14 protein-coding genes are annotated in these 23692 nt (G+C 35.5%); all 14 read right to left on the minus strand.

Annotation, left to right across the window (positions count from 1 at the left end; translation table 11 throughout):
• Position 1: 1 nt before the first annotated feature.
• A complete protein-coding gene (locus PBT91_RS12420; protein ID WP_270058787.1) occupies positions 2–1237 on the minus strand; it encodes a right-handed parallel beta-helix repeat-containing protein in 1236 nt (411 codons plus the stop codon).
• A 17-nt stretch (positions 1238–1254) separates the two neighbouring features.
• Positions 1255–2238 (minus strand): pectinesterase family protein, encoded by a 984-nt coding sequence (locus PBT91_RS12425; RefSeq protein ID WP_270058788.1) that lies wholly within the window; start codon positions 2236–2238, stop codon positions 1255–1257.
• Between the two features lie 3 nt (positions 2239–2241).
• The gene (locus tag PBT91_RS12430; RefSeq protein ID WP_270058789.1) at positions 2242–3201 is read right to left on the minus strand and encodes an alpha/beta hydrolase; all 960 of its coding nucleotides are present in this window, start codon (positions 3199–3201) and stop codon (positions 2242–2244) included.
• Positions 3201–4046: a rhamnogalacturonan acetylesterase gene (locus PBT91_RS12435; protein ID WP_270058790.1), complete on the minus strand. Its 846-nt coding sequence runs from the start codon at positions 4044–4046 to the stop codon at positions 3201–3203. The genes PBT91_RS12430 and PBT91_RS12435 overlap by 1 nt, the downstream gene beginning before the upstream one ends.
• A 6-nt stretch (positions 4047–4052) precedes the next feature.
• Positions 4053–5681: a glycoside hydrolase family 43 protein gene (locus tag PBT91_RS12440; RefSeq protein WP_270058791.1), complete on the minus strand. Its 1629-nt coding sequence runs from the start codon at positions 5679–5681 to the stop codon at positions 4053–4055.
• Positions 5682–5686: 5 nt separating this feature from the next.
• On the minus strand, positions 5687–6946 hold the full coding sequence (locus PBT91_RS12445; RefSeq protein ID WP_270058792.1) for a glycoside hydrolase family 88/105 protein: 1260 nt from the start codon (positions 6944–6946) through the stop codon (positions 5687–5689).
• A 1-nt stretch (position 6947) separates the two neighbouring features.
• Positions 6948–7979: a DUF4861 family protein gene (locus tag PBT91_RS12450; protein ID WP_270058793.1), complete on the minus strand. Its 1032-nt coding sequence runs from the start codon at positions 7977–7979 to the stop codon at positions 6948–6950.
• A 109-nt stretch (positions 7980–8088) separates the two neighbouring features.
• Positions 8089–9702 carry a RagB/SusD family nutrient uptake outer membrane protein gene (locus PBT91_RS12455; RefSeq protein WP_270058794.1) on the minus strand — a complete coding sequence of 538 codons (1614 nt, stop codon included), beginning with the start codon at positions 9700–9702 and terminating at the stop codon, positions 8089–8091.
• Between the two features lie 3 nt (positions 9703–9705).
• The gene (locus tag PBT91_RS12460; RefSeq protein ID WP_270058795.1) at positions 9706–12786 is read right to left on the minus strand and encodes a SusC/RagA family TonB-linked outer membrane protein; all 3081 of its coding nucleotides are present in this window, start codon (positions 12784–12786) and stop codon (positions 9706–9708) included.
• 58 nt (positions 12787–12844) lie between these two features.
• Positions 12845–14281: a glycoside hydrolase family 28 protein gene (locus tag PBT91_RS12465; protein ID WP_270058796.1), complete on the minus strand. Its 1437-nt coding sequence runs from the start codon at positions 14279–14281 to the stop codon at positions 12845–12847.
• 157 nt (positions 14282–14438) lie between these two features.
• A complete protein-coding gene (locus PBT91_RS12470) occupies positions 14439–16652 on the minus strand; it encodes a pectinesterase family protein (protein WP_270058797.1) in 2214 nt (737 codons plus the stop codon).
• A 92-nt stretch (positions 16653–16744) separates the two neighbouring features.
• On the minus strand, positions 16745–18454 hold the full coding sequence (locus PBT91_RS12475) for a DUF4957 domain-containing protein (RefSeq protein WP_270058798.1): 1710 nt from the start codon (positions 18452–18454) through the stop codon (positions 16745–16747).
• A complete protein-coding gene (locus PBT91_RS12480) occupies positions 18444–20300 on the minus strand; it encodes a RagB/SusD family nutrient uptake outer membrane protein (protein WP_270058799.1) in 1857 nt (618 codons plus the stop codon). Before PBT91_RS12480 ends, PBT91_RS12475 begins: the two co-directional genes overlap by 11 nt.
• 3 nt (positions 20301–20303) lie before the next feature.
• Positions 20304–23576 (minus strand): SusC/RagA family TonB-linked outer membrane protein, encoded by a 3273-nt coding sequence (locus PBT91_RS12485; protein ID WP_270058800.1) that lies wholly within the window; start codon positions 23574–23576, stop codon positions 20304–20306.
• Positions 23577–23692: the final 116 nt, after the last annotated feature.

Genomic DNA, 23692 nt, shown 5'->3' on the forward strand with positions numbered 1-23692 from the left:
TTTAAAATTCAAATGCTCCTAAATCAGGAGCGGTTCCATTAAATTCAATATTATCTATTGCAACTCCTGCGTCAATCAAACTGCTTTCTGAAACTAAATGCATAAAGTTAATTTCAGGCAAACTACCATCGGCTTTTCGCGCTGCAGTTAATTCTTCTACTACCAAACTTTCAAAATCATCTTCAGCAACAGAAAAACCATCATTCCAGCTATTATTAGAAATATCTGTAGAAGTTGCTTTAAAACTATTGGTTCCGTTTAAGGAAATAGAATTTTTAATAATCAGTTTTTCAGCCGGATTTGTACTACCAAAAGCATAATCTCTACCATTTAAATACGCCGAACAATTATAAATTTCAATTGTTCCTCGGTTACTATTATGATCGAAGCCATCATAAATATTCCCCACCGATAAACATCGTATATATGTGGCATGATGCTTTAAATCTTTAGTATCACTACCACCGGTTTTAAAGCCGTTACCATCTCCCAAACCTTTTGTGCCATCTTCTAAATAGCCATTTTTAATCGCCCAGCAATTTATGTAGGTAGTTGAAATATTATCGTTATTTCTTAAATAACCATCCCAACCATCGTCTAGATTATTCCAAGCGCGGCAGCCTTCAAATGTATTACCTGTGCCGGCAGTAAGTTTACACGCAAAACCATCAGCATTTTCAATAGAAGAATCTGCATTGAAATAAGAATCACAATTTAAAATTAGGTTATTAGCTCCTCCATTATCAATTTGTAACCCGCTGTCTTTATTTCTTAGGAAATCACAAAATTCAATATGATTATTACTTCCACTTATAAACATGCCGTTATCACCGGCACCTTCAATTTTAAAACCTTTGATTTTCCAATAATCTCTATCGATTATCCAGCCTCGATTAGCACTATTTTCTTGCATTGCTGAAAAATCAATTAAAGGTCTTTCATCTTCTGCAAAAACCACAATTGGTTCATTTTCTGTTCCTGATGCTGAAATTTTTAAAGAAGTTGAAAATTCATAAACTCCCGAAGCCACAATAATTGAATCTCCAGCAACAGCATTTTGTAAAGCCTCTCTAAATTCTTGAGAAGTATTCACCGAAATTGCTGAAGAAGTCTCTGGATTTTCAGGAATTTCACCAGTAGGCTCATCAGTAACTGAATCATCGTCTGAAGAACTACAAGCTGTAATTAACACTACGGCTAAAAGCAATATTCTATAATTTATGAGTAGTTTTTTCATATTCCTTGTAGCTGATATTAGTTATTAGGAATCCAAGAATTGTAGTTTCCAGAAAATATATTTTTCAGTGTATATTTTTTTACCTCTTTTTTATTCAGCTGATGCGACCAGCTTACACGAGTATTTGGCGATGCCCCTTCGCCTTTACTGTTATATTCTGCGTAATAAGTAGTTTTTTCTTTCTGCGGAAACATTTTATCGCCCGTCCACGGATCCCAACCTTTTTCTACAATATGATCGCCTAAAGTTGAATTGATAAAAACCGTTTTAGCATATGAACGCCAAGGCCTGCCCAAATACACTTTATCTATACCATCTTTCGCAATTAGGTTACAGTTGAAAAACACATAGCCAAATTCCTGATTTTGGGGTGTAGCTGCCGCTGTAACGTAAGAATTTGCTAAACTCTTAATCGTACAATCTTCAAAAACACAGGTCGCTTCCCCAAAAATAAAATCGGTCGTGCCTTCAATATAGCAGTTTTTGTAGTATTGACGACTTCCTTCAGTAGCTGTGTACAAAGTGTCTTGACAACCTAATAAATTGCAGTTTTCAGCAATAAATCGATCGCCCTCTACATGAAGCGCTACCGCCTGCCCACGATTGCACCAGGTATTTTGAACGCTTAGATTTCTAAAATGAATATCATCGCCTTGTACTAATACGGTAGAAGAAGTAAATGTTGACAGTTCTTTCCCAGTAACCGCATCAATTTTACCGGAATAATCATTTCCTGTAATAATCGTGTTTTCTTTATTCTCCCCAATTAAGGTTAATTGATGTTTCCAGCTGGGAATAACCAGTTTTTCTTGATAAGTTCCATTTTTAATGAATATTTCAACCTCGCCCGGACCTAAATCTCGAGTGGAATTTATCGCTTCTTGAATAGTTCTGAAATCGCCACTTCCATCCTGAGCGACTGTTAGTTTAAGATAAGGGTCTTTTGCCGTAGCACACTGAACTACCAATAAGAAAGCGAAGATATTTACTAGTATTTTCATAGATTATTGATTAAATATTTTGTTTAAAAATGAAACGGTAAACTCTACCGTAGGCTCAAACCAAGGTTCTAATAACCAAAAAGAATGTGGAGAACCCTCCAACGTATGAACTTCAGAATAGATATTATTTTTATTTAAAATTTTAACCATATCATCACGACCTGCGTGAAATCTTGGCATGGAACTATTGATAAATAAAGTTGGTGGTGTATTTTCATCGACATACTCTAAAGGTGAAGCTTCTTTCCAATTTTTTGGATTTTCAGTACGAGATCCATTCAACCAAAGTCCGGCAATTTCACCTTCCGCACTGGCCTCAGGATGAACAAATGAAACAATACCATCTACATTTACAATAGCCTGAACTGCTGAAGAAATTGCTTCATTTTTTTCATTGTACAATTCTGAATTAGGCGTTACCCCAACTAAAGCTGCTAATTGCGCTCCTGCAGAAGTGCCTAAAACGGCAATCTTATTCGGATTTAATTTATAGGTTTCAGCGTTTTTTCGCATCCACCGTAAAGCATCTTTTAAATCGATTACTGCTGCCGGGTAAATTGCTTCGGGACTTAACCGATATGAAGCGGTAACCGCTACAAATCCATTATCAGCAAGATGTTGCGCCATAATTCGCTGGTTTTCCTTACTACCGGAAATCCAACCGCCGCCGTGAATTAACAGCACGCCAGGACAATTTTTATCATTTTTTACTGAAGGGTAATAAACATCTAACTTTAAGTTTGACGTCTTTGTTTTTTTATAAGTGATGTCCTTGGCAGCAATAAAACTATTTGATTCTAAAGGCTGAATTGGCTTTATAAAAGGATAGTCTTTTTTAAACTTCTCTACCGTCGTGGTAATGGTATAAGGGCGTACTTCTACTTTTTTTTGAGCAGAAGCACAAGCCCCTATAACCAAAGTTACAAACACAACAATGAAATTTTTAATGCTACTACTATACATTATTTTGTATTGATTTTCTTCAACTCGTTAAATACCAACTGTGCAATTGCTTCTGCACCTTTTGGTTGAAAATGAGTATTATCTTTTTGACCATCGGGATAAGCTTCATATTTACCCGCAGGTAAATTCATAAAGTAATTTTCGGTTACAAAATCTTTGCCTTTTTTAGAAAAGTAATCCATCGACAACTGATTTAAATCAATTAATTCTACATTCATTTCTTTAGCAATATCTTTTGGGGCCTGATCGTATTCTCCGTGTACATTTTGTAAATGACCGTCTTCCCAAGGATAATTTCTAGCCACCGGAGTTAAAATAATAGGAGTAGCTCCTTTCTCTCGAGACTGACTTACAAAAAGTCTTAAAAACTCTTTATAACCTTCAATATCTACATAACGTTCTGTTTTATCTTCGGCAGCATCATTATGCCCAAATTGCATAATCACTACATCGTTTTCTTTTAAATTTTCAAAAACACTTCGCCATCTACCTTCTTGAAAAAAGGTACGGGTACTACGGCCGCCACGAGCACGATCGTCTACAATAACAGAATCGGAGTGAATAATGTTTTTTACTTCAGCTAAACTATCTTTTACAAAAAATTCCTGAAATACTTGTCCCCAGCCCGTAACCGGATAGCGAGTTTCCATATAATCTTTGCCGGGTTCATAATCATCGGCATAATTTGCCATTGTAGAATCGCCAATTAAATATATAGTTTGAGAGTTTTGCTGAGTCGATTTTTCCTGATTAGAAGCTTCAGAAGATTCTTTCTTTTCTTCAGCACAGCCCTGCACTAAAAAAGCGGCACAACTAATAATTACAATTTTTTTTAACAAATTCATCTTTTTCTACTTGGTAATTCTAAAATATTCAACATCAGCATAACCTCCTCGTTTAGCACCGGTGGGGCTTATACTGAACAAACCTATTTTTGTGCCAATCCATTTTCCTACCCGTGCTTTAAAAGGCTTTCCTATTTCTTTATAGTTTTTATCATTTTCGCTATATAAAAATTGACATTGCGCATCTGGTTTTGATACCTCAACTTTTACGTAAACCGTATTCGATTTTAATTTTTTCTCTTCTAAAACTTTTTCTTTTTCACCTTTATCAGCATTTTTAGCCTCGGTTTGTTGTATATAAAAATCACCGTCTTTTTCTGTAATTGTCAAGGTAAAATAATCTCTACCCATAACGATTAAACCAGCTTTACGTTGCATTTCAGCATCTTCAGGAGTCAATGTAATTTTAGAACTTGCCGTAAACTCTGGTGCCGCAAATTTTTGTAAAAGTAGGTTGGGAACATCCCAAAGATTTTTAGCTTCTTCAGGCTGAGCTATACTGAATAACCTTAAATAATCATTCCCCGGTAATTTAGCGTGCCATAATACATTTGGATTCGCGTTCCATTGCCATTGAATTCCTAAACTATCACCGGTAAATTCATCGGTTTCTTTAGGGGTTACTACGGAATATGTTTTGCCAACATTCGGTTTTTTATGCTGAAGTACCGGTTCTCCAATACCGTTACCATCTTGATCTTTTCCCATTACCGGCCAATCGTTTTTCCAGCTCATCGGTTGCAAATGCACAATTCTTCCGTAGGCATCTTTATCTTGAAAGTGATAGAACCAATCTTCTCCTTTTGGAGTTTCTACCCAAGCGCCTTGGTGCGGACCGTTAATTTTGGTACTTCCTTGCTCAAGAACAACTTTTTCTTCATAAGGACCGTAAACATTTTTAGAACGAAGAATTAATTGCCATCCCGTGGAAACTCCGCCAGCCGGAGAAAAAATGTAATAATAGCCATTTCTTTTGTAGAATTTTGAACCTTCTACAGTTTCGTGATCTTCGTGACCATCGAAAACGTGTCGACCTTCGTCCAAAACCTTAGTACCATCGGGAGACATTTTACGTACCGTTAATAAACTTTTTACACCGGCACGACTTCCTGCCCAGGCGTGTACTAAATAGGCTTTCCCATCTTCGTCCCAAAGCGGACAAGGATCGATAGCGCCTTTTGCCTCCATAACTAAAACAGGTGCTGACCACTCACCGGCCGGATCGTCGGTTTTTACCATATAAATCCCAAAATCAGGATCTCCCCAATAAATATAAAATTCGTCGTTGTGATAGCGAATTGCCGGAGCCCAAACTCCGTTACCGTGTTGTGGTGTTTCAAAATTTGCTACCGGAACCTGTTTAGGAAGCGCATAATTAATCAACTCCCAATTCACCATATCTTTAGAATGTAAAATTGGTAATCCTGGAGCTGCATTGAAACTAGAAGCCGTCATATAATAATCGTCGCCTGCTCTAATTACATCTGGATCTGAATAATCTGAATGCAGAATCGGATTCTTATAAGTACCATCTCCCTGATCTGCCACCCATACTTCAGAAACGTAATTATCATTTTTTTGTGCCAAAACGGAACCGGCAATGAATAAAAATAAATATATGGGAGAAAACTTCATTTTGATTACTTATTTAGTTCTAAACTAGCCATAATAAATGGTCCGGTTCCTTTTGGATCGTTAGAACGGATTTCTTCATTTACATAATATTCAAACGAAGCATCACGATACGGATTTCCGCCAAGCCCCGCTACCGCACAACATTGATTTAAGTTCACAGTCCCGTCATCTTCAACAGTTACCAGATTATTTATAATTCCCTGATAGGTTTTTTCAGCTTCCTGTTTAAAACTTTCAGGTAAATATCCTTTATTGGCTCCTTTAGCAAACGTGTAAGCAAACATTGATGAGCCTGTAGCTTCAAGATAATTGCCCTCTTTATCGGCTTTATCTAAAACCTGATAGTAAAGTCCGGTTTCTTGATCCTGAACTTTTAGTAAAGCTTCAGCATATTGGTTTAAATAACCGATTATTTTTTCTCTACCAGGGTGATCTTCTGGTAAGTAATCTAAAACATCTACCATCGCCATACCGTACCAGCCCATTGCTCTAGACCAAAAGTTAGGAGAAGTACCGGTTTCTTTATTTGCCCATTTTTGTTCTTTGCTTTCATCCCAACCGTGATATAACAACCCGGTTTCTTGATCTAAAGTATGTTTTTGAATTAAATCAAATTGATGTACAATTTCGTTATACGCTTCTTCAGCTTTTTCACCTTCCGAAAACATTTTAGTATAATGCGTATAAAAAGGTTCTGCCATATAAAGTCCATCTAACCACATTTGATGTGTGTAACGTTTTTTATGCCAAAATCCACCATCTGAAGTTTTTGGCTGCCCAGCAAGTTGTTTTCTTAAAGTATCTGCGGCTTTTTTGAAGCGTTCTTCTTTAGTTTTTGGATATAAGTACAATAAAACATCTCCAGATTTTATCATATCCAGATTATATTTTTCTATATCATAAGTTTTGATAGTACCATCTTCCTGAACTAAAGCATCTGCATAATCGTAGATATAATCGTAATATGTTTCTTTTTGCGTTTGTTCATATACTCTTTGTGCTGCGGTTAACACCAATCCGTTCGTATAACTCCACCTCGGCTTATCTACGAAATCAAGTTTCGACGCTTCAGGAAATCTTTTTATTTCAGAAAGCATCATACGTTCTGACCATTTAAGATCTTCAGAAATTTCTTTTGCTGAAACCTCTTTCTTTGATTCAGCATCCTCTTTGGAACTATTTTCATTTTTACAAGAAAACATTCCAAATAAAATCAAAGCTATAACTGCCGAACTTATAATTATACTATATTCTTTTTTATTCATCTTAATATAATTTACCGTTTTCCTGGAGCTTGTTTAAATGTTCATCAAGACTTTTCATGAAGTCTTCTTTATTTTGTATTCCGTTTTTTTCCTGCTGCCAAGCAGCTAGGATGTAATAATTGATATCTTTCGTAGTAGGTTTAAAAATAATCAGGTGATCATGAGGTCCATCATGAACCTTTTCAATTTCTGAAACTTTATAGAAAATTGCCATTCCTAAATGGTCTTCATCACTCACCAAAGTTTGAGTGCCATAGGTTGCTATATAACCCCATTCTCCATCTTTACTTTTCTTTTCGACAAGATCAATATCCTCAAATTTCACGATTCCAGTAGTTAATCCATCAATTTCAGTAGAAGGAGTCAAGCTAATTTTGCTAAACCTTCCTTCTGGATAAATCGTAAATTTAGCATCAAGATCAATTGTATCCTCTCCTGTTTTCCATCCATCATAATCAATCATCACAGACGAACTTGCAGACGAATTTTCTACGGAAGCAATGGTTTTTTCAACATTTCTGAAATGCGCTACAGAATCGTTCATAAACCTTCCGTAACCGCCAAGACCTACAGATTTTCCAGCTTTAAGAATATCCTGCCCCCACCCAGAATCATGGTGATAATCCTCATAGTTTTCCTGGCCTATATAGGGCAAAACAATGGTATCTGTTTTTTTACCCCAAATATCTATCGCATTTCTCCAATCTAAATAAAATCGAAATCCAACCTTACTGTTTTCCCAGCCCGGACCTTCATACCGAATATAATACGCATGATCGGAATGCCCCTCAGGAAGTTGAAGTGAATCTACATTTTCGAATTCACCTCCGCCAAACTTTTTTGGTTCCCAGTCATCTCCTTTTCTAATGGAAAGCTCTGCGTAGGTTTTTGCAGTTTTATCAGGTTTTTGCCAACTGGTTTCTTTGGTTTCTACTGTTGTTTCATTTTGATTTTCAGCTTCTTTTTTTTCTTCTTTACACGCGGTAAAAAATAAGGCTGAAACCATAAATGTTGGTAGGATAATTCTCTTCATAATTTTTTCGGTTTTTAGTTTTATAAATAGCCAAAGAGAAGCTTTAAAATTCAAAGCTCCTCTTCTGACTAACCAATCAACTTAAAAATAAAATCTAAACATGTACTAACTATTGATATGCCGGATTTTGTGGAAATTCATTATTTTGATTAAGATCTAATGCTGATTGAGGTATTGGTCTTAGAATTTTCAACTCTCCATTAGCTCCGTTGAAATTCGACGCCTCTATAAGGTAATGATACCTAGAAGCTCTATCTACCAAAGTTCCTGTTCTTTTAAGATCAAACCACCTATGATATTCCCCTAAAAGCTCTCTACCTCTTTCATCTAAAATATAATCAATATCAAAATCTGCTAAAGTTGCATCTTCTACTCCTGCGCGCTGTCTTACTGCATTCAATCTTGCTAGACCCGTTGTTGCATCACCAGATTGCAGATAGGCTTCTGCAGCTACAAGATATGTTTCTGCCAGTCTAGAGATTACAATATCATTTCTATTTGTACTAATTCCGAAAGGTGCTTCTGGATCGTCAAATTTCTTAACTGGTATCGTTTGATAATCATTAGAAGGATTTACTGAAGGAACATAGCTTCCATAATCATGGTATACGGCATCTGGATGCTCTTCTAAATAAGCCTGCTTAAAATCATCTGTATCATTCCAACTTGCCTCATAATAATGTTGTACTGGTAAACCTTCATAATCATCGGTTTCATAAAAAGCAAAATATGGATCGTATACTTCAGTCATAAACGTTGTATACCATCTATCATCATCTTCAGTAAATAAATCTATAGCATACTGTGTAGGACATAGCGTATAAGTTCTATAAGGTGCTTCACCAGCTATTTCAGATCCTCCTTGATATGGGCCAAAATACGAAGATTGTCTATGTCCTAATTCAAAAGGATCTGTACTAACAGAACTTTCGTCGTACTGAACAGAAAATATAGTTCCTTGTTTAATGGAATAATCAGGAGTCCAAAGTTCAGCAAAAGAAAGACTTAATTCTTCCCCATTTATGGCCGCATCTGCATACTCTGCTGCCTGTGTAAAATCAGTTGAGCTTCCAAAATCTTCGTACGCTCTGGTAAGATAGACCTTCGCCAATAAATCTTTTACTGCTCTTTTGTTTACTCTTCCATTATAAGGGTTGTCGTCTACCATTTCTAGACTTTCTTCCAGTTCAGCGATGATAAAACTATAAACCTCTTCGGCCGAATTACGATCAAATTCTAGTTTACGTTCTTGTATATAATCTGTAATTAAAGCAACACCTCCGTAAGTTTGAACCAGTAAAAAATAAGAATTTGCTCTTAAAAACTTTATAGCTCCAATTTGTTGAGATAGCTCTGAAGATTGCTCTGTTAAATCCCCATAGTAAACTCCCATATTAGCAGTTTGTATGGCTTTGTAACAAACATTATATAAATGACCTACACCATCAGAATTAGAATTAAGCTGTGTATATCTACTTAAACCTGGTGGCTCATTCTCACGTCCTTCAGCATACATATCTGTTCCTGCAGCAAAAAGCCAAGGCTCGCCTCCATAAATTTCCCGTAAGAATCCATAATTAGCATTTACCAGCAAATTATATCCTTCAGTTGTTAAATAAAAATCTGTTGTTTCGTTGGATCTATTATCTTCTTCTAAATAATCCTGACATGATATCAAAATCATGGAAAATAATAGAAAGCTGATTTTATATATTTTATTCATCTCCTAAAAATTTAAATTAAATCCTAACTGATATGTAACCGAACTAGGCCTACCTGTATTTAAAGATGCTCCTGCCCACTCTGGATCATACCCTTCATAATCTGTAAAAACAAATGGATTTAAAACATTCGCATAAACCCTTAATTTTTTCAGGTTCAAATTATCTAGCATTTTATCAGATATATTATATCCTAAACCAATGTTTTTGACTTTTACGAAAGATGCGTCGTGATAATATCCAACTCCATCATTTCTCCAGAAGGAACCTTCATTTCTCGCCTGTGGATATGTATTTGATACTTGCGCAGGAATACCTGCATCGTTCTCTGGAATATACCAATTCACATCTAATTTTTGGCGACCACGATCTCTTACATCTGCAAAATTAGAGTGGAAATTACTGTACACTAACACGCCCTGATTAGTGATTAAAGATGCGGATAGATCCCAGTTTTTATATCTAAAATTAGTAAATAAGCTCCCTGACCAATCTGGATTTGAAGATCCAAGAATAATTCTATCTTCTGGAGTATAGCGGCCATCATTATTAACATCTACCAATTTCTCTTGTCCTTCTTCCATACCATAACCAGCAGCTTCGTCGACTTCATCTGCCTGCCAGATACCATTAAATTTATAATTATAATGTGCATCTATAGACTCTCCTATAAACAAGTTATTACCGATATCATCTACCTGATCTTGACCATAAATTGATTCAATAGCATTTACATTTCTAGTAAAAGTGAAATTTGTAGTCCAGTTAAAATCTGATGTTTGGATGTTTCTGGTCGTTAATGCAATTTCTACCCCTTTATTACTTACAGATCCTATATTTGCCGTAATATTATCCCATCCACTTTCCAATGGCAATTGTTGCTCTAATAATAGATCGTCTGATAGTTTATCGTAATAATCTACACTACCCTCGATTCTATTATTCAGGAATCCAAAATCTATCCCGAAATTAACTTCTCGGGTTTTTTCCCACTTTAAAAATGGATTCGCTAAAGATCCAGGAACCCAACCTGTAGTAACCTGACCGCCGAAATCATAGAAATATCGAGAATCTAAGGTATTAATTGTTGAATATGGAGCAATAATATTATTTCCTGTAAATCCATAACTTACTCTCAACTTAAGGGTTGAAATAGCGTCTACATCTTTAAGAAAGTTTTCCTGCTTTAATTTCCATGCGAATGCTCCAGAAAAAAAGCTATCCCAATTATCTGCTAGCAAAGACGAACCATCCCATCTAGCAGAAGCGGTTACCAAATACTTATCCATAAGCGAATAATTGGCTCTTAAAGCATAAGATGCCAGCGTTTGTTTCTGGTAATTAGAATTCATATCATAAGTACCAGGATCACCACTACCAATGTTATAGAATTTAGTTTCGAATGGAATTCTTCTAGCAGACTGAGAGGATGTTTCTCCTTCAGCAGAATAAAGACTAAATAATCCAAGTAAATTAATATTATGATCCTCATTAAAGGTTTTTGAAATATTAAATTGGTTGTCCCAAGTATAGTTGAAGTTTTCTCCATTTTGTATCTGAGCAGAAGGTAGATTATCATTATCAATACCTACAGCAGTTTGTGCACCCCAAGACCTTCCAATTCTATAATTTTCAATTCCTGTTGAAAAAGTTGTTTTTAATTCTAACCATTCTAATGGATCATATTGAAAATAAGTGCTAGAAAGTATATTCCAGCTTTTATTAACATCGGTGGTATTATTTATATTCAGAATAGGATTGTACGTACTTGTTTTATTGATTAAAAAGTTTCCGTCGTTATCCTGAAGTTTTCCTGGTAATGGATAAAGTTCGCCATCCAATCCATACGGACTCAAATAAGGATTCAATCGAAAGGCATCACGCATGGCAACATCACTTCCAAAGTTTTGTTCCAATAAAGTAATGGTAAGATTAGTACCGTAAGATACTTTATCGGTTACCTGATGATTAATACCTAATTTAAGGGTATATTTTTCTAAACTCTCATTTTCGATATTTCCGGTCTCTTTTTGATAACCCAAACCTAAGTTATAACCAACTCCATTATCTGATCTTCCAGATACATTCAAATAATGATTTTGTTGGATTCCGGTTTGAAGCACCTCATCATACCAATCGAACGATTCCCCATCTACCACTCTTCGAAATAACTCATCATTTTGTCCACCGGCTGATACAGCATCTCTTAGCGTCTCTGGTGTAACTGTTCCCGTTAACGGATCTTTAGCTGCGGTTGGTAAGTAAGCCGATTGATGATATCTCCACCATTTTTCAGGAGACATTAGTTCAGGCAAACGAGTAACTTCACGTACACCAACAAAATTATCGAAAGAAACATTAAAGCCAGCTTTTGCTCCCGCTCCATCCTTAGTGGATATAATCACTACTCCGTTTGAACCTCTGGAGCCATAAATCGCAGTTGATGACGCATCCTTTAGGATATCCATTCGCTCAATGTCCTGAGGATTTAAAAAATCAATACTATTTGTAGGCACTCCATCTACGACGTATAGCGGAGAAACATTGCCGCTAATAGAGTTTTTTCCACGAATAGTAATATCAAAACCATCTCCTATTCTACCGGTAGAAGTGCTAATCTGTACTCCTGGAACATTTCCCTGTAAGGCCTCTAGAGGATTGGTCATATTCCTTTCTGCTAAGTCTTCACCTCCTACCGTTCCTACTGAACCGGTTAAATCGGTTTTCTTTACCTTTCCGTAACCTACAACTACAACATCACTTAATGCCTGAACATCGTCCTGCATTTGAATATCAATAGTTGATCTCCCATCCACTTCAATCGTTTTCGTTGTAAAGCCTATATAACTTACAGTTAGTGTTGCGTCTGATGGAGCTTCTATTGTAAAATTCCCATCAAAATCTGATACCGTAGCGTAATTTGTTCCTTCCACAAAAATATTCACGCCCGAAAGAGGAATACCATCTGCTTCAGAGCTTACGGTACCGGATATTGTTTTTAAATCCTGCGCATAAATTTCATTGGAAATTCCAATGGACAGGATTAAAAAAAACATCGTTAGATAATTTCTAAAGTTCGTTTTCATTATTCATCCAAGTATTTAGAATTAGTATTCGATTAGTTACTTATTTCAAGTCTGATTCCTATTCCATTTTTGAACCGTTTATAGTTACATTTTCGTAATTAACAGGATCAGCATCGGTAATTTTTGTAGCAGTTTCTGCTCCTTTAATGGTTATATTCTTCAGATTAATATTCGAAATTTTTGAACCTTCGCGTCCAATAATTAAGATTCCATATTTTCCTGCATTCTCAACATTAATATCTTCTAGGTATATATTAGAAATATTTGGAAAGAATTCACCCTCCTGATTATCGTAGATTCCATAATGAAGATTCACTTTTAGCATTGCTTCTTTCACCTGTCCTACTTCAATATTTTTAACATAAACTCCATCTACAAAACCACCTCTTAAAGTATTTGTCTTTATACGAATCGCACGATCTAAATTGGGACTGTCCATTATACAATTTCGAACATAAACATTGCGAACACCAGCAGAAATTTCACTTCCCATAACAACACCTCCATGGCCATCCTTCATATTACAGTCTTCAACAACAATATTTTCACTAGGAATAGCGACACGCCTTCCATCATTATTTCGGCCAGATTTAATAGCTATACAATCATCACCTGTATTAAATAAACAATTTTTAATATGTACATTTTTGGCATACTCCGGATCACATCCATCGTTATTAGGGCCATGACTATTTACCGTTACGCCATCTACAGTAACGTTGTTCGATTTAATTGGATGAATTACCCAAAAAGGGGCGTTAGTAAAAGTTACATCCTTAACTAGAACGTTTTCGCAACCGAAGGGCTGAAAAAAAGTTGGACGCAGTTGGTGTCCTTTTCCAAACTTTCGTTCTGAAACTGGTGTATTTTCTTCATTCATTCTTCTTAGTGCGGGTAGATTGTGATCTTGCTTTTGGTGTGCTTCACCTTCCTTATGTCCATAACGCTCTGCACCAGACCATGGCCACCAATTATCATTATCGGCTTGACCGTTAAACGTTCCCTTTCCGGTAACAGCAATATTTTCCTGTTCGAAAGCATAGATTAAAGGAGAATAATTCATTAATTCTACACCTTCATACGAGGTATGTACTGCCGGAAGATAATCGTTTGCATCTTTACTAAACAGAACCTCTGCTCCTTCACTTAAATGTAAATTTACATTACTTTTTAGATGAATGGGACCTGTGAGATATTTTCCCTCGGGAACGATAACTTTACCTCCTCCTGCTTCATTACAAGCTGCAATCGCTTTTTTAAATGCTTCTGAATTATTAGTTGTACCATCTGCAACCGCTCCATATTCCGTAATATCAAACAATTGATCTTGAAACTGAGGTACTATAATATCTGCGATAATTTTATCTGCTTTTTTCCAAACATCAGATTCTGATATTTCGTTTTTAATATCCTCTTTTTTCTTTTTTTTATCGGTATTGGTTTTACAGGCCATAAAAGCCGTAATAATCGTAAAAACTAAAAGCAGTTTTTTCATATAATTATCTTTATTATGTTTTGTAATCGATTGCACTAAAATATAAAACCTTTAGCAATTAACATAATTTATAGTCTTAAAACTAAGAAAAACTAAAAATCATAGCTAACGAAATGTGGTATTAATATTATTAAGTTTAATTTATTGCAAAATTAAATTAGAAATCAATAATATTAGAAATCGAAAATTTAGAAACTTCCTCTTTGGACAATTTTCTCGCCCATTTTACTCGGTCGCCATCGGCTCCAGGACCTTGAGAGTTAAATTCCGCATAAAATGCAGTTTTTTCAGCATTTGGCTTATCCCAATTATGCCAACCTTCATCTTTAATATGTGCTCCCAAATTGCAATTTATCAAAATGGTCTGCGCATAATCTCGCCAAGGTCTACCTAGGTATACAGTATCTTCATCTACACTACCAGTAAAATCACATTCAATAAAAATCATACCGAATTTAGATTCTTTTTTAGTTGAAGCCGCCGTTACATATCCTTTAGACTTACTGAAGATTTCACAATTTTCGAAAACAGCTGATGACCAACCAAATATAAAATCAACCGTACCTTCTATATAACAGTCCTTATAGTATTGTGTATTGTTTTCACCATGCAAATACAATGTATCCTGATTTCCTAAGAAAGAGCAATTTTCAAATTTTGCATGATCTCCGTCAACTCTAACAGCTACAGCTTGACCTATTTGCCCTGCATTATTCTGAAAAGTAAGATTCTTAGCGGTGAAAGAGTCTCCGAATATAAAAAATGAAGAAGAACCTGTTGTTCCCAATTCTTCCCCAAAATCATTTACTTTAGTTGCATAATCATCGTAAGTAATTATAGTTTTATCTTGATCTTCGCCTATAAAAGTAATATTTGTTTTAGTGGATGGTAAAACTAATTTTTCTTTATAAATCCCATTTTTGATAAAAACTCGAGTTTCTTTTTTTCTGAAGTTTGGTAAATGATTAATCAAATCTGTAAGTGTACTAAAATCACCTGAACCATCTTTTGCAACCAAAAAGTCATAACTTTTAATTTCATCTGAATTGTTTTCTTCCACCAGACTATTCATATATACTTCAATATTCGTATATTCTTTACTCAGGTCGTATGCATTAGCATCGTTTGAATTTAGATTCAAATTGTATTTTTTTTCCCAAACATCCGGCATTCCATCGTCATCCAGATCTTCTAATTTTTTTCCTTTTCTCAAAACGGGCCATCCTCCTACGGTTTCCTGAGAATCAATTATTCCATTCTTAAAAGTTGTTTCTCCTGCTCTTACCTCTGCAACCAGTCGCTTATCCACTTCATCCCGTGCATAGCTAGAACCTGCATATCTTAAAACAGAATTGTAAGCTTCTAAAGCAGATTGAGTTTTTATATTATCGTTTATGGAAAATTCCGTTTCACTTTTAGCCGCTAAAGGATCTTCGCATTGGATTCCTCCATCCCAATTATTCTTAGTTATTTCTGGGAAATTGTACATATAATTTCCTTCAACATAAAATTTACCGTAAGGAAGAGATGGTGCTGCAATGCGATCTTTTTTAGAAGAAGTGGTTGCTGGACCCGACTTAAAATAGTTATTTACTATATTGTAAGAACCTTTTTCTCCACCGTAAATATTATTATCCCCCCAATTAAAGATCACATTATTTCTGAAATCTACTAACTCATCTGGTGTATTTGGTACACTTTTAGACCCTCCAAATCGTGGATTTCTACTATTGTTACTCATAATTAAATTGTGATGGAAACTTGCTTTTTCACCTCCCCATATTCCGCCATATCCATGAGCTCCTTTATGATGAACTGATCTATTTAGAGCTTCTGAAATTATACACCATTGCATGGTAAAATTCTTATTCCAGTAAAAGGATACGTTCTCATCTGTAGCCCAACTCATTGAACAGTGATCAATGATAACATTTTTTTGACCTCGCCCCCCTAAGGCATCATCTTCAACTTCATTTTCATCTCCCATTCTAAAACGCACATAACGTATTATAACATTTTCTGCTTTAATCTTCATAGGAAATCCTTTTAAGGTTATACCCCCACCTGGCGCTGTTTGTCCCGCAATAGTTAAATTGCCATGATTAATGTCTAAAGACGATTTTAAATCAATCGTTCCTGCTACTTCAAAAACAATAATTCTAGGATCATGTTTTAAAATTCCTTTACGCAAACTTCCTTCTCCATCATCATTCAAATTGGTTACTTTATAAACTATACCTCCTCTTCCTCCAGAGGTATATCTACCAAATCCTTCTGCAGTAGGAAAAGACAAGGTTTGTGAATTAGCGAACTGAATTACGCATAATACACAAAAAAGCGAGAAAATTGATTTTTTAAGTACTTTCGACATAAGTATTTATTTAAAAAGAACCCTGAGCATCTAATTTATCAATTATCAGGCTCAGGGAACTAATAGCAATTATTTTTCTTAGCTAACTTTAATTAATACCACCATCTGGGATCGCCAATAGGACCTCCGCTAGAAGATGCCGTTTGTAAAGCAGAACCGCTTGGCAATGTGAAATTGGTTGTTTGGTTATCCCAATCTAATTCAATTTCGAAATTATTGTTAATGGCATTTGTAGCTACCTCTGGGAAGGTAATTGGCTGAGCATCATCTCCACCAGTAGTTAAATTATAAAGGTTATTGTAACTCATAATTATAGAACTATTTTGCCCATTTAATCTGTACAGATCGGTACTACCTAATTCTCCGTCAACTCTTGGAATGTTTGCAATAATACTATTCTGAACGGTAAGATTAACGTCTACAGTGTTTGCATCGATTAGCGTATAGCTTTGTGCATACCCAATACTATTAATAGTACAGTTATCTATAGTGATATTAGGCGTTTGAGCTGGTGCCGGATCTGAAAAGTTTGCTCTATACCTCATAAACAGATCACTAATTTCATAGAAAGTTGAGTTTTTTAGAGAAACATTTTCGAAAATTAGTTCTTCCAAATGTAAAAACGCGTAATTAGAGATGCTAAAATCATGGAAGATGGAATAATTGATTGAAAAAGATTCCATTGTATAACCTCCAGTTGGCCCTCTATTAGCTCTAAAAGCACTGGTCCCTACGCCATAAACTTCGCAGTTTTCTATACTTACATTTGCAAAATCTGCTGGTTCACCACCAGTACTTGTTAGATTGATCAGGTAATTTGCTCCTATGGTAGCTCCATCTAATTCAAGATTTTTTAGCGTAATACCTGCTCCGGTATCATTCAGTTGAAATTCCTTAAATGATATTTTCGTATCAGATGGATTATTGGTAGTTCCCTGAAGAGTAATAGATTTTCCATCTAATAAGAAATTCTCTGTCGCTTCGTAATTACCAGGATTTAAACCTATAACCGCTCCATCTTCTGCAGAATTTACAATGGTTACAAGGTCTTCTCCTTCTGACACCATAATCGTGAATTCAGTAATTGTCTTTGTTTTAAAGGAACCATAACCTACACTGGTATTTCCGCTATACAAATCTACGTTATACCTAGTATCGGGCTTTAAATCTGTTATCGTTTTGGATCCTTCAGCAGCTTCAGTAGAAGAGATATCGTACGATATAGGATCTCCAATCAAGACAGCATCTTCATCTTCTTCCTGAGTATACTCCTGTACTTGGATTGTGGTAACACCTTCAGTAACATTCCACTTTATAACCGCTGTTGTAGCATTTACGTTAGGATCATAAACTTTTTGTAAAAATTGAGTTCCTACAATTCTAAAACTTGTACTTGTAGACCAGTTAGAAGCCAAATCATCAGTTTCTGCATTAGTTTTAACGCGAACAAAATATTTTTGACGAACGGAAACTTCATCACTATAAAATACAACGCCCGTAGAATCTGTTTCTTTGGTGAGAATAATATCTTCAGAATTTTCAAAAAGAGAGTCTTCAGAAACTTGTGCTGTATATGTTTCATCTACTTCGCTCGTAAATAAAGCAGCGTCCCAGCTAATCTCAGAACTATTTTCCAAATTGGATACGCTAAGTGATAAAGGCGTAAACATTTTCATTTCTCCAGTAGGATCATCGAACATTTCGTCTTCACAGGAAACAAATAATGCGCCCAGTGCTAAAAATACTCCTAAACCTGTGGCTTTAGGGAGTATATTTTTAAATGTATAGTTTTTAGTATCCATAGTCCTGACTTAAATTGTAATTGGTATTAATAATCTCATCATAAAAAGGAACAAGTTCTGAATGATTTGGTTGAAAATAGTAAGCAAAACCACTACGTTCTCCGTTTATATAATCATCGTCTATTTGTGCTCTCCAATTCACTTTACTGTAACCGGCAGGAACAGATTCTGCCGTTGGTTGATAGAAAACATTTGCCTGGCTTGTACCGTTAAAGAAAATATCTAAATTAGAAACGGTTTGCGATGCTGAAGTAGAAGGATCGTAATCTGAGGGCTGGTAGTAAATAGCATCAGGTACATTTTTGTATTCTCCAGTACCGTTCATAAAATCAGTCAATTTTTGTCTAGTTTCAGCTATAGTGCTTTCCAACTCGTTCCATCTAATTAGGTCATAGCGTCTTATACCTTCCCCGCCAAATTCTAATAGTCTTTCATGCATAATCTCTGCGAAAAATTCTTGATAATTATTAGCATTAACTTCTGGCATTTCTTCAGGATTATCGCTAAAAGCTCTTGCTCTAACCTCAGTTAAAGCTTCGATGGCACCAGAGGTTGGCCCGTTATTTAATTCATTTTCTGCTTCAGCATACATCAATAATATATCTGCAAATCGCATAATTGGCCATTCTATTCCTAACTGCTGAGTTGAACCAGTAATATTAGTCCAAGTTTTTTTGAATTTCCCGTCTGTGAAACTATTTGTAGATGTAAGTTTCGTTTTGTCTTCAGCATCAATCTGAAATATGTTAATCGTTACATCTCTTCTTTCATCATTTCTGTCAAACTCATAGAAGTAAGTTGGTAAAGCATTTACTCCGCCGCCGCCTCTTCCGTAAGAAGAAGCTGCATCAATTCTCAAACCGTTGTAAAAACCTAGTTTTGTATCTGTCTTAGAATTTGCTCCATAAGCACCAACTTTAAAAATCATTTCGTTAGTGGCATCTTCTCGATTTTCGTGTAACGCTCTAAAAATATCTTCGTAATCTGGATTTAGATTATGTTGATTACGATTTTGCATAATTTCGTAGCATTCTTCTCTTGCTATTTGGTAATATTTTTCTGGATTTGTGCCCTGAATCATATCTACAGGATCTCTTCTTAGAGAATATCCCGCTCGTGCTAACGCAATTCTAGCTCTTAGGCCTTTTACAAATGCTTTGGTCACACGTGTTGTAGTAGCAGAAGATTCGCTTCTCCATGGTACATATTCTTTAGCTACCTCTAGATCTGTTAACAAAACCTCGTATATACTATCTCTATCTGTTTTAGGTAAATAGATATTTTCATATTGTGACGCAGGTTTATCTTGAAAAGGCACATCTCCCCAATTTCTTATAAGCTCATAATAATACTGCGCTCGCAAGGTCATTGCTTCACCTAGGTATTGTCGCATCTCTTGTTGCTCACTTTCTGTTCCGTTATTGAAGATATTAGACTTCGGAACATTGAAAATGATAAGATTTGCTCTTTCGATACCACTATATAATTGTAAGAATGGTCTATTTAACTCAGCATTTGAAGAACAAACCTGATACATACTAAACGCCCTTCTATCATTACAATTATAATCTCCTGAAGTCTCCATATCATCAGCAGACATTGGATAATATAAAGACATTCTGATTCCGTACCCGTTATCACCTACCAAATCACTATACACCGCTGTTAAAGCAGAAGAAGTATAAGACAAATCTTCGAAAACCTCAGCTTCGGTAAGATTTGACGGACTTGAAACATCTAGATAATCATCACAGGAAGAAAATAATCCTGCAATAACACCTGCTAATGCTATTCCTTTTAATATTTTATAATTCCATTTCATCGTATCTATATTTAAAATAGCCATTTTTTAAAAAGTAATATTAATTCCGCCAAGGATAAATCTGCTCTGTGGATATGCGGCATAATCAACACCTGGTGTAAGCGGATTAGAATTTCTAGTATTCGCCTCAGGATCATAACCTGAGTAGCCTGTTAAAGTGAATAAATTATTAACAGTACCGTAAATTCTTATATTGCTAACTACATTAGACTTCTTTAACCAATCTTCGTTAATTGAATATCCTAAAGTAAGATTACTAAGTCTTAGATAAGATCCATCTTCGATAGCCCAAGAATGAAGAATATAATTCCCACGACTTGGTGTCCATAATTGTGCGTTTTGATTTAAACTAGCCAACTCGTCAGGATTTGTAACTCGCTGCCCGCTGTCATCAAAATTTCTCCAAGAATCTGAAACTATTGCAAGTGAGTTATTATCTGTGTAATTGTAATCTGTTGTAAATTCTATTTTATTGGCATTATACACATCGTTGCCTACAGAGAATGTGAAGAATACGCTCATATCAAAGTTTTTCCACTGTAACTGTTGGTTAAAACCACCATAAAAATCTGGTTGGGCATTTCCAAGCACTGTTTTATCCTCTTCTCCAATAATACCATCACCACTAAGGTCTTTCAATTTTAGATCTCCAGGCTTTACCTCTTTAGCTCCAAGCGCTGCCTGGCTACCGTTTGGTACACCTTCTTTTAGTGTGTAAGATTGATCTGTTTCATTGTAGTTAAAATCATCTAAAGTATACCATCCATCAGTTACGAAACCGTAAAACTGACCTACTGGCTTTCCTACCTCCACTTTAAAATCATTCAGGTTATTTACCCATCCTGAACGTTCGTAGTAGTATTGAAGTCCCTCTCCGGTAACATCTGTACCTAGTGAGCGAATTTCATTATTGTTGTGAGAAATATTCAAATTTGCACTCCATTTGAAGTTATCGTTACTTATAATATCCGCTCCAAGGTTTAATTCTACTCCTGTATTTCTTGTACTACCAGTATTTTGATATTGATAAGAATAACCACTAGTTTGTGGAATATTAGCTAGCAAAAGTAAATCGTCTGTATCTGTAATATAGGCATCTATACTACCGTAAACTCTATTGTTAAATAAAGTATAGTCTAAACCAATATTCTTAGTTTTTGTGGTTTCCCATTTTGTATTAGGATTTGCAAGAATAGATCCTGCCGCTAAACCTGGAATTATACTACTAGTATAAGAATATCCATAATCTGAAGAACTTGTGAAAAAGGTAGAATATAAGAATGGACGAATACGGTTATTACCAGAAGTTCCATAGCTTAATCTTAATTTTAAATCATCTACCCATCTAGATTCTTGTAAAAAGTTTTCTTTACCAATATTCCAGGCGAAAGAGGCCGCTGGGAAAACTGCGTATCGATTATTCGGTGAAAATACCGTTGAACCATCAGTTCTTATAGTAAAATTAGCAACGTATTTTTGATCAAAAGTATATCCTACTCTTCCGAAAAAAGAAGCCAGACGATCTATATTTACTGAAGTAGATGGTGCATCCTGAATTCCTCCTTCTGGTGGTACTGCACTTTGAATATTTGCAAATGCCTGAGAAGGTGTGATATCCTCAGGAAGCCATTTAACTTCTAAACTCTGTGATTCCCCATCTGTTTTCACAATTTCCTGTCCTAAAAGGACATTAAATTTATTTTTCTCACCTAGCCTAAAGTCATACTGCAATGTATTTGAATTGGTCAATTTTCTAGACTGCTGATCACTCATTTGAACGACTGGTAAATCTGCATTTATTCTAGATCTATAAGATCCTCTACCATTAAAGATATTTTGTTGACGATCGTTTTGAACGTAACCAAAAACAGATTTAAAGGTCAGGTTATCTATAATTTCCCATTGAAAATATCCATTTAAATAAAGGTCATCTCGCTGATCTTCTTTGATCTCATTATTTACAAGAACAAGTGGACTAACCAGATTAGTCTGACTGGCATAATCTGCATCAAATTGATTATCAAAAGAACTACCAGTAGCGCTCTCGAAAGGCTGAAATCTTACTGCATTACGCAAACGGTTAGCACTATTACTTTGGGTACTACTGGTACCGATTCCTGTAATTAAACGCTTACTAAACCTAACATTTGCACCAACCTTTACGGCATCGCTGATCTTATGGTTCATTTTGAAATTGGCAAGTTTTCTTTTATATCCTGAATTAATCATAATACCATCTTCCTCCATGGCATTTAAATCGATACTAAAATCAGTTCTCTTGTCACCTCCGGTTACAGATAAGTTGTTATTATAACTAAAGGCACTTCTACCAAAAATTTCATCTTGCCAATCTATTGCATCTATATTGCGATAATTCTCTAGATCAGCATAAGTCCCATAACGTCTTTCGAAATTTCTTGCCGCTTCTTCTCCTCCATAAATATTGTATACTTCATATTGATGTTTTACAAACTGGTAAGGATTCATTACGTCTAACTTATTTGTAATCTCCCTAACACCTGCAAATCCAGAGTAAGTTACTTTGGTAGGTGCGTTAAAACCGCTTTTAGTAGTAATCAAAATAACACCATTAGCACCTCGTGCTCCATAAATAGCAGTAGAGGCTGCGTCCTTCAGGACATCTACAGATGCAATTTCTTGCGGAGAAAGTATGGAAAGGGCGTCATCTACCTGAATACCGTCTACAATATAAAGCGGACTATTGTCCTGAGTAATTGAAGTTCCGCCACGTACTCTAATACTTACCTCAGCTCCCGGAGCTCCTTGAGATTGAGTAACTCTTACTCCTGCTAAACGTCCTTGAATTGCCTGAGCTGCGGTATTTAATGGAATATCCTTAATCTGTTCAGATTTTACAGTGGCTACTGAAGATGTTAAATCTTCCCTAGAAACCTTAGAATATCCAACAATCACTAATTCCTCTAGCTGATTTGCTTCCTCATTCATTACTACATCGATAGTAGCTTGATCATTGAATTCTTTCGAAATCGTTTGAAATCCAATGTAAGAAAAAACTAACGTACCTGAAGCCTTGCCTACAACGATTTCGTAATTACCATCAAAATCAGATGCCGTTCCATTACTGGTTCCCTTTTCAAAGATGTTTACTCCGGCCAATGGCACGCCATCAGTATCGGTGATTTTACCCGAAATGGTTCTTTGCTGATTTGTTGGATCACCTATAGCATGTATAGATGCATTAATAGTCCCATAAATAAGAAATACCACACAGCAAATTAAGTATCTCCTAAAATAAGAATGCGTAATTGTTTGTTTCATATTGAAAGATTAGATTGAATGAATCTTTTTTTGTAATCGATTGCACTAAATTATGTAATTATTACCAATAACCAAATAAAAACTTCAAAAAAATGATAAAATATGAAAAATGGTTT

The sequence above is a fragment of the Zunongwangia sp. HGR-M22 genome (genome assembly GCF_027594425.1).
In the GTDB taxonomy this organism is placed as follows: domain Bacteria; phylum Bacteroidota; class Bacteroidia; order Flavobacteriales; family Flavobacteriaceae; genus Zunongwangia.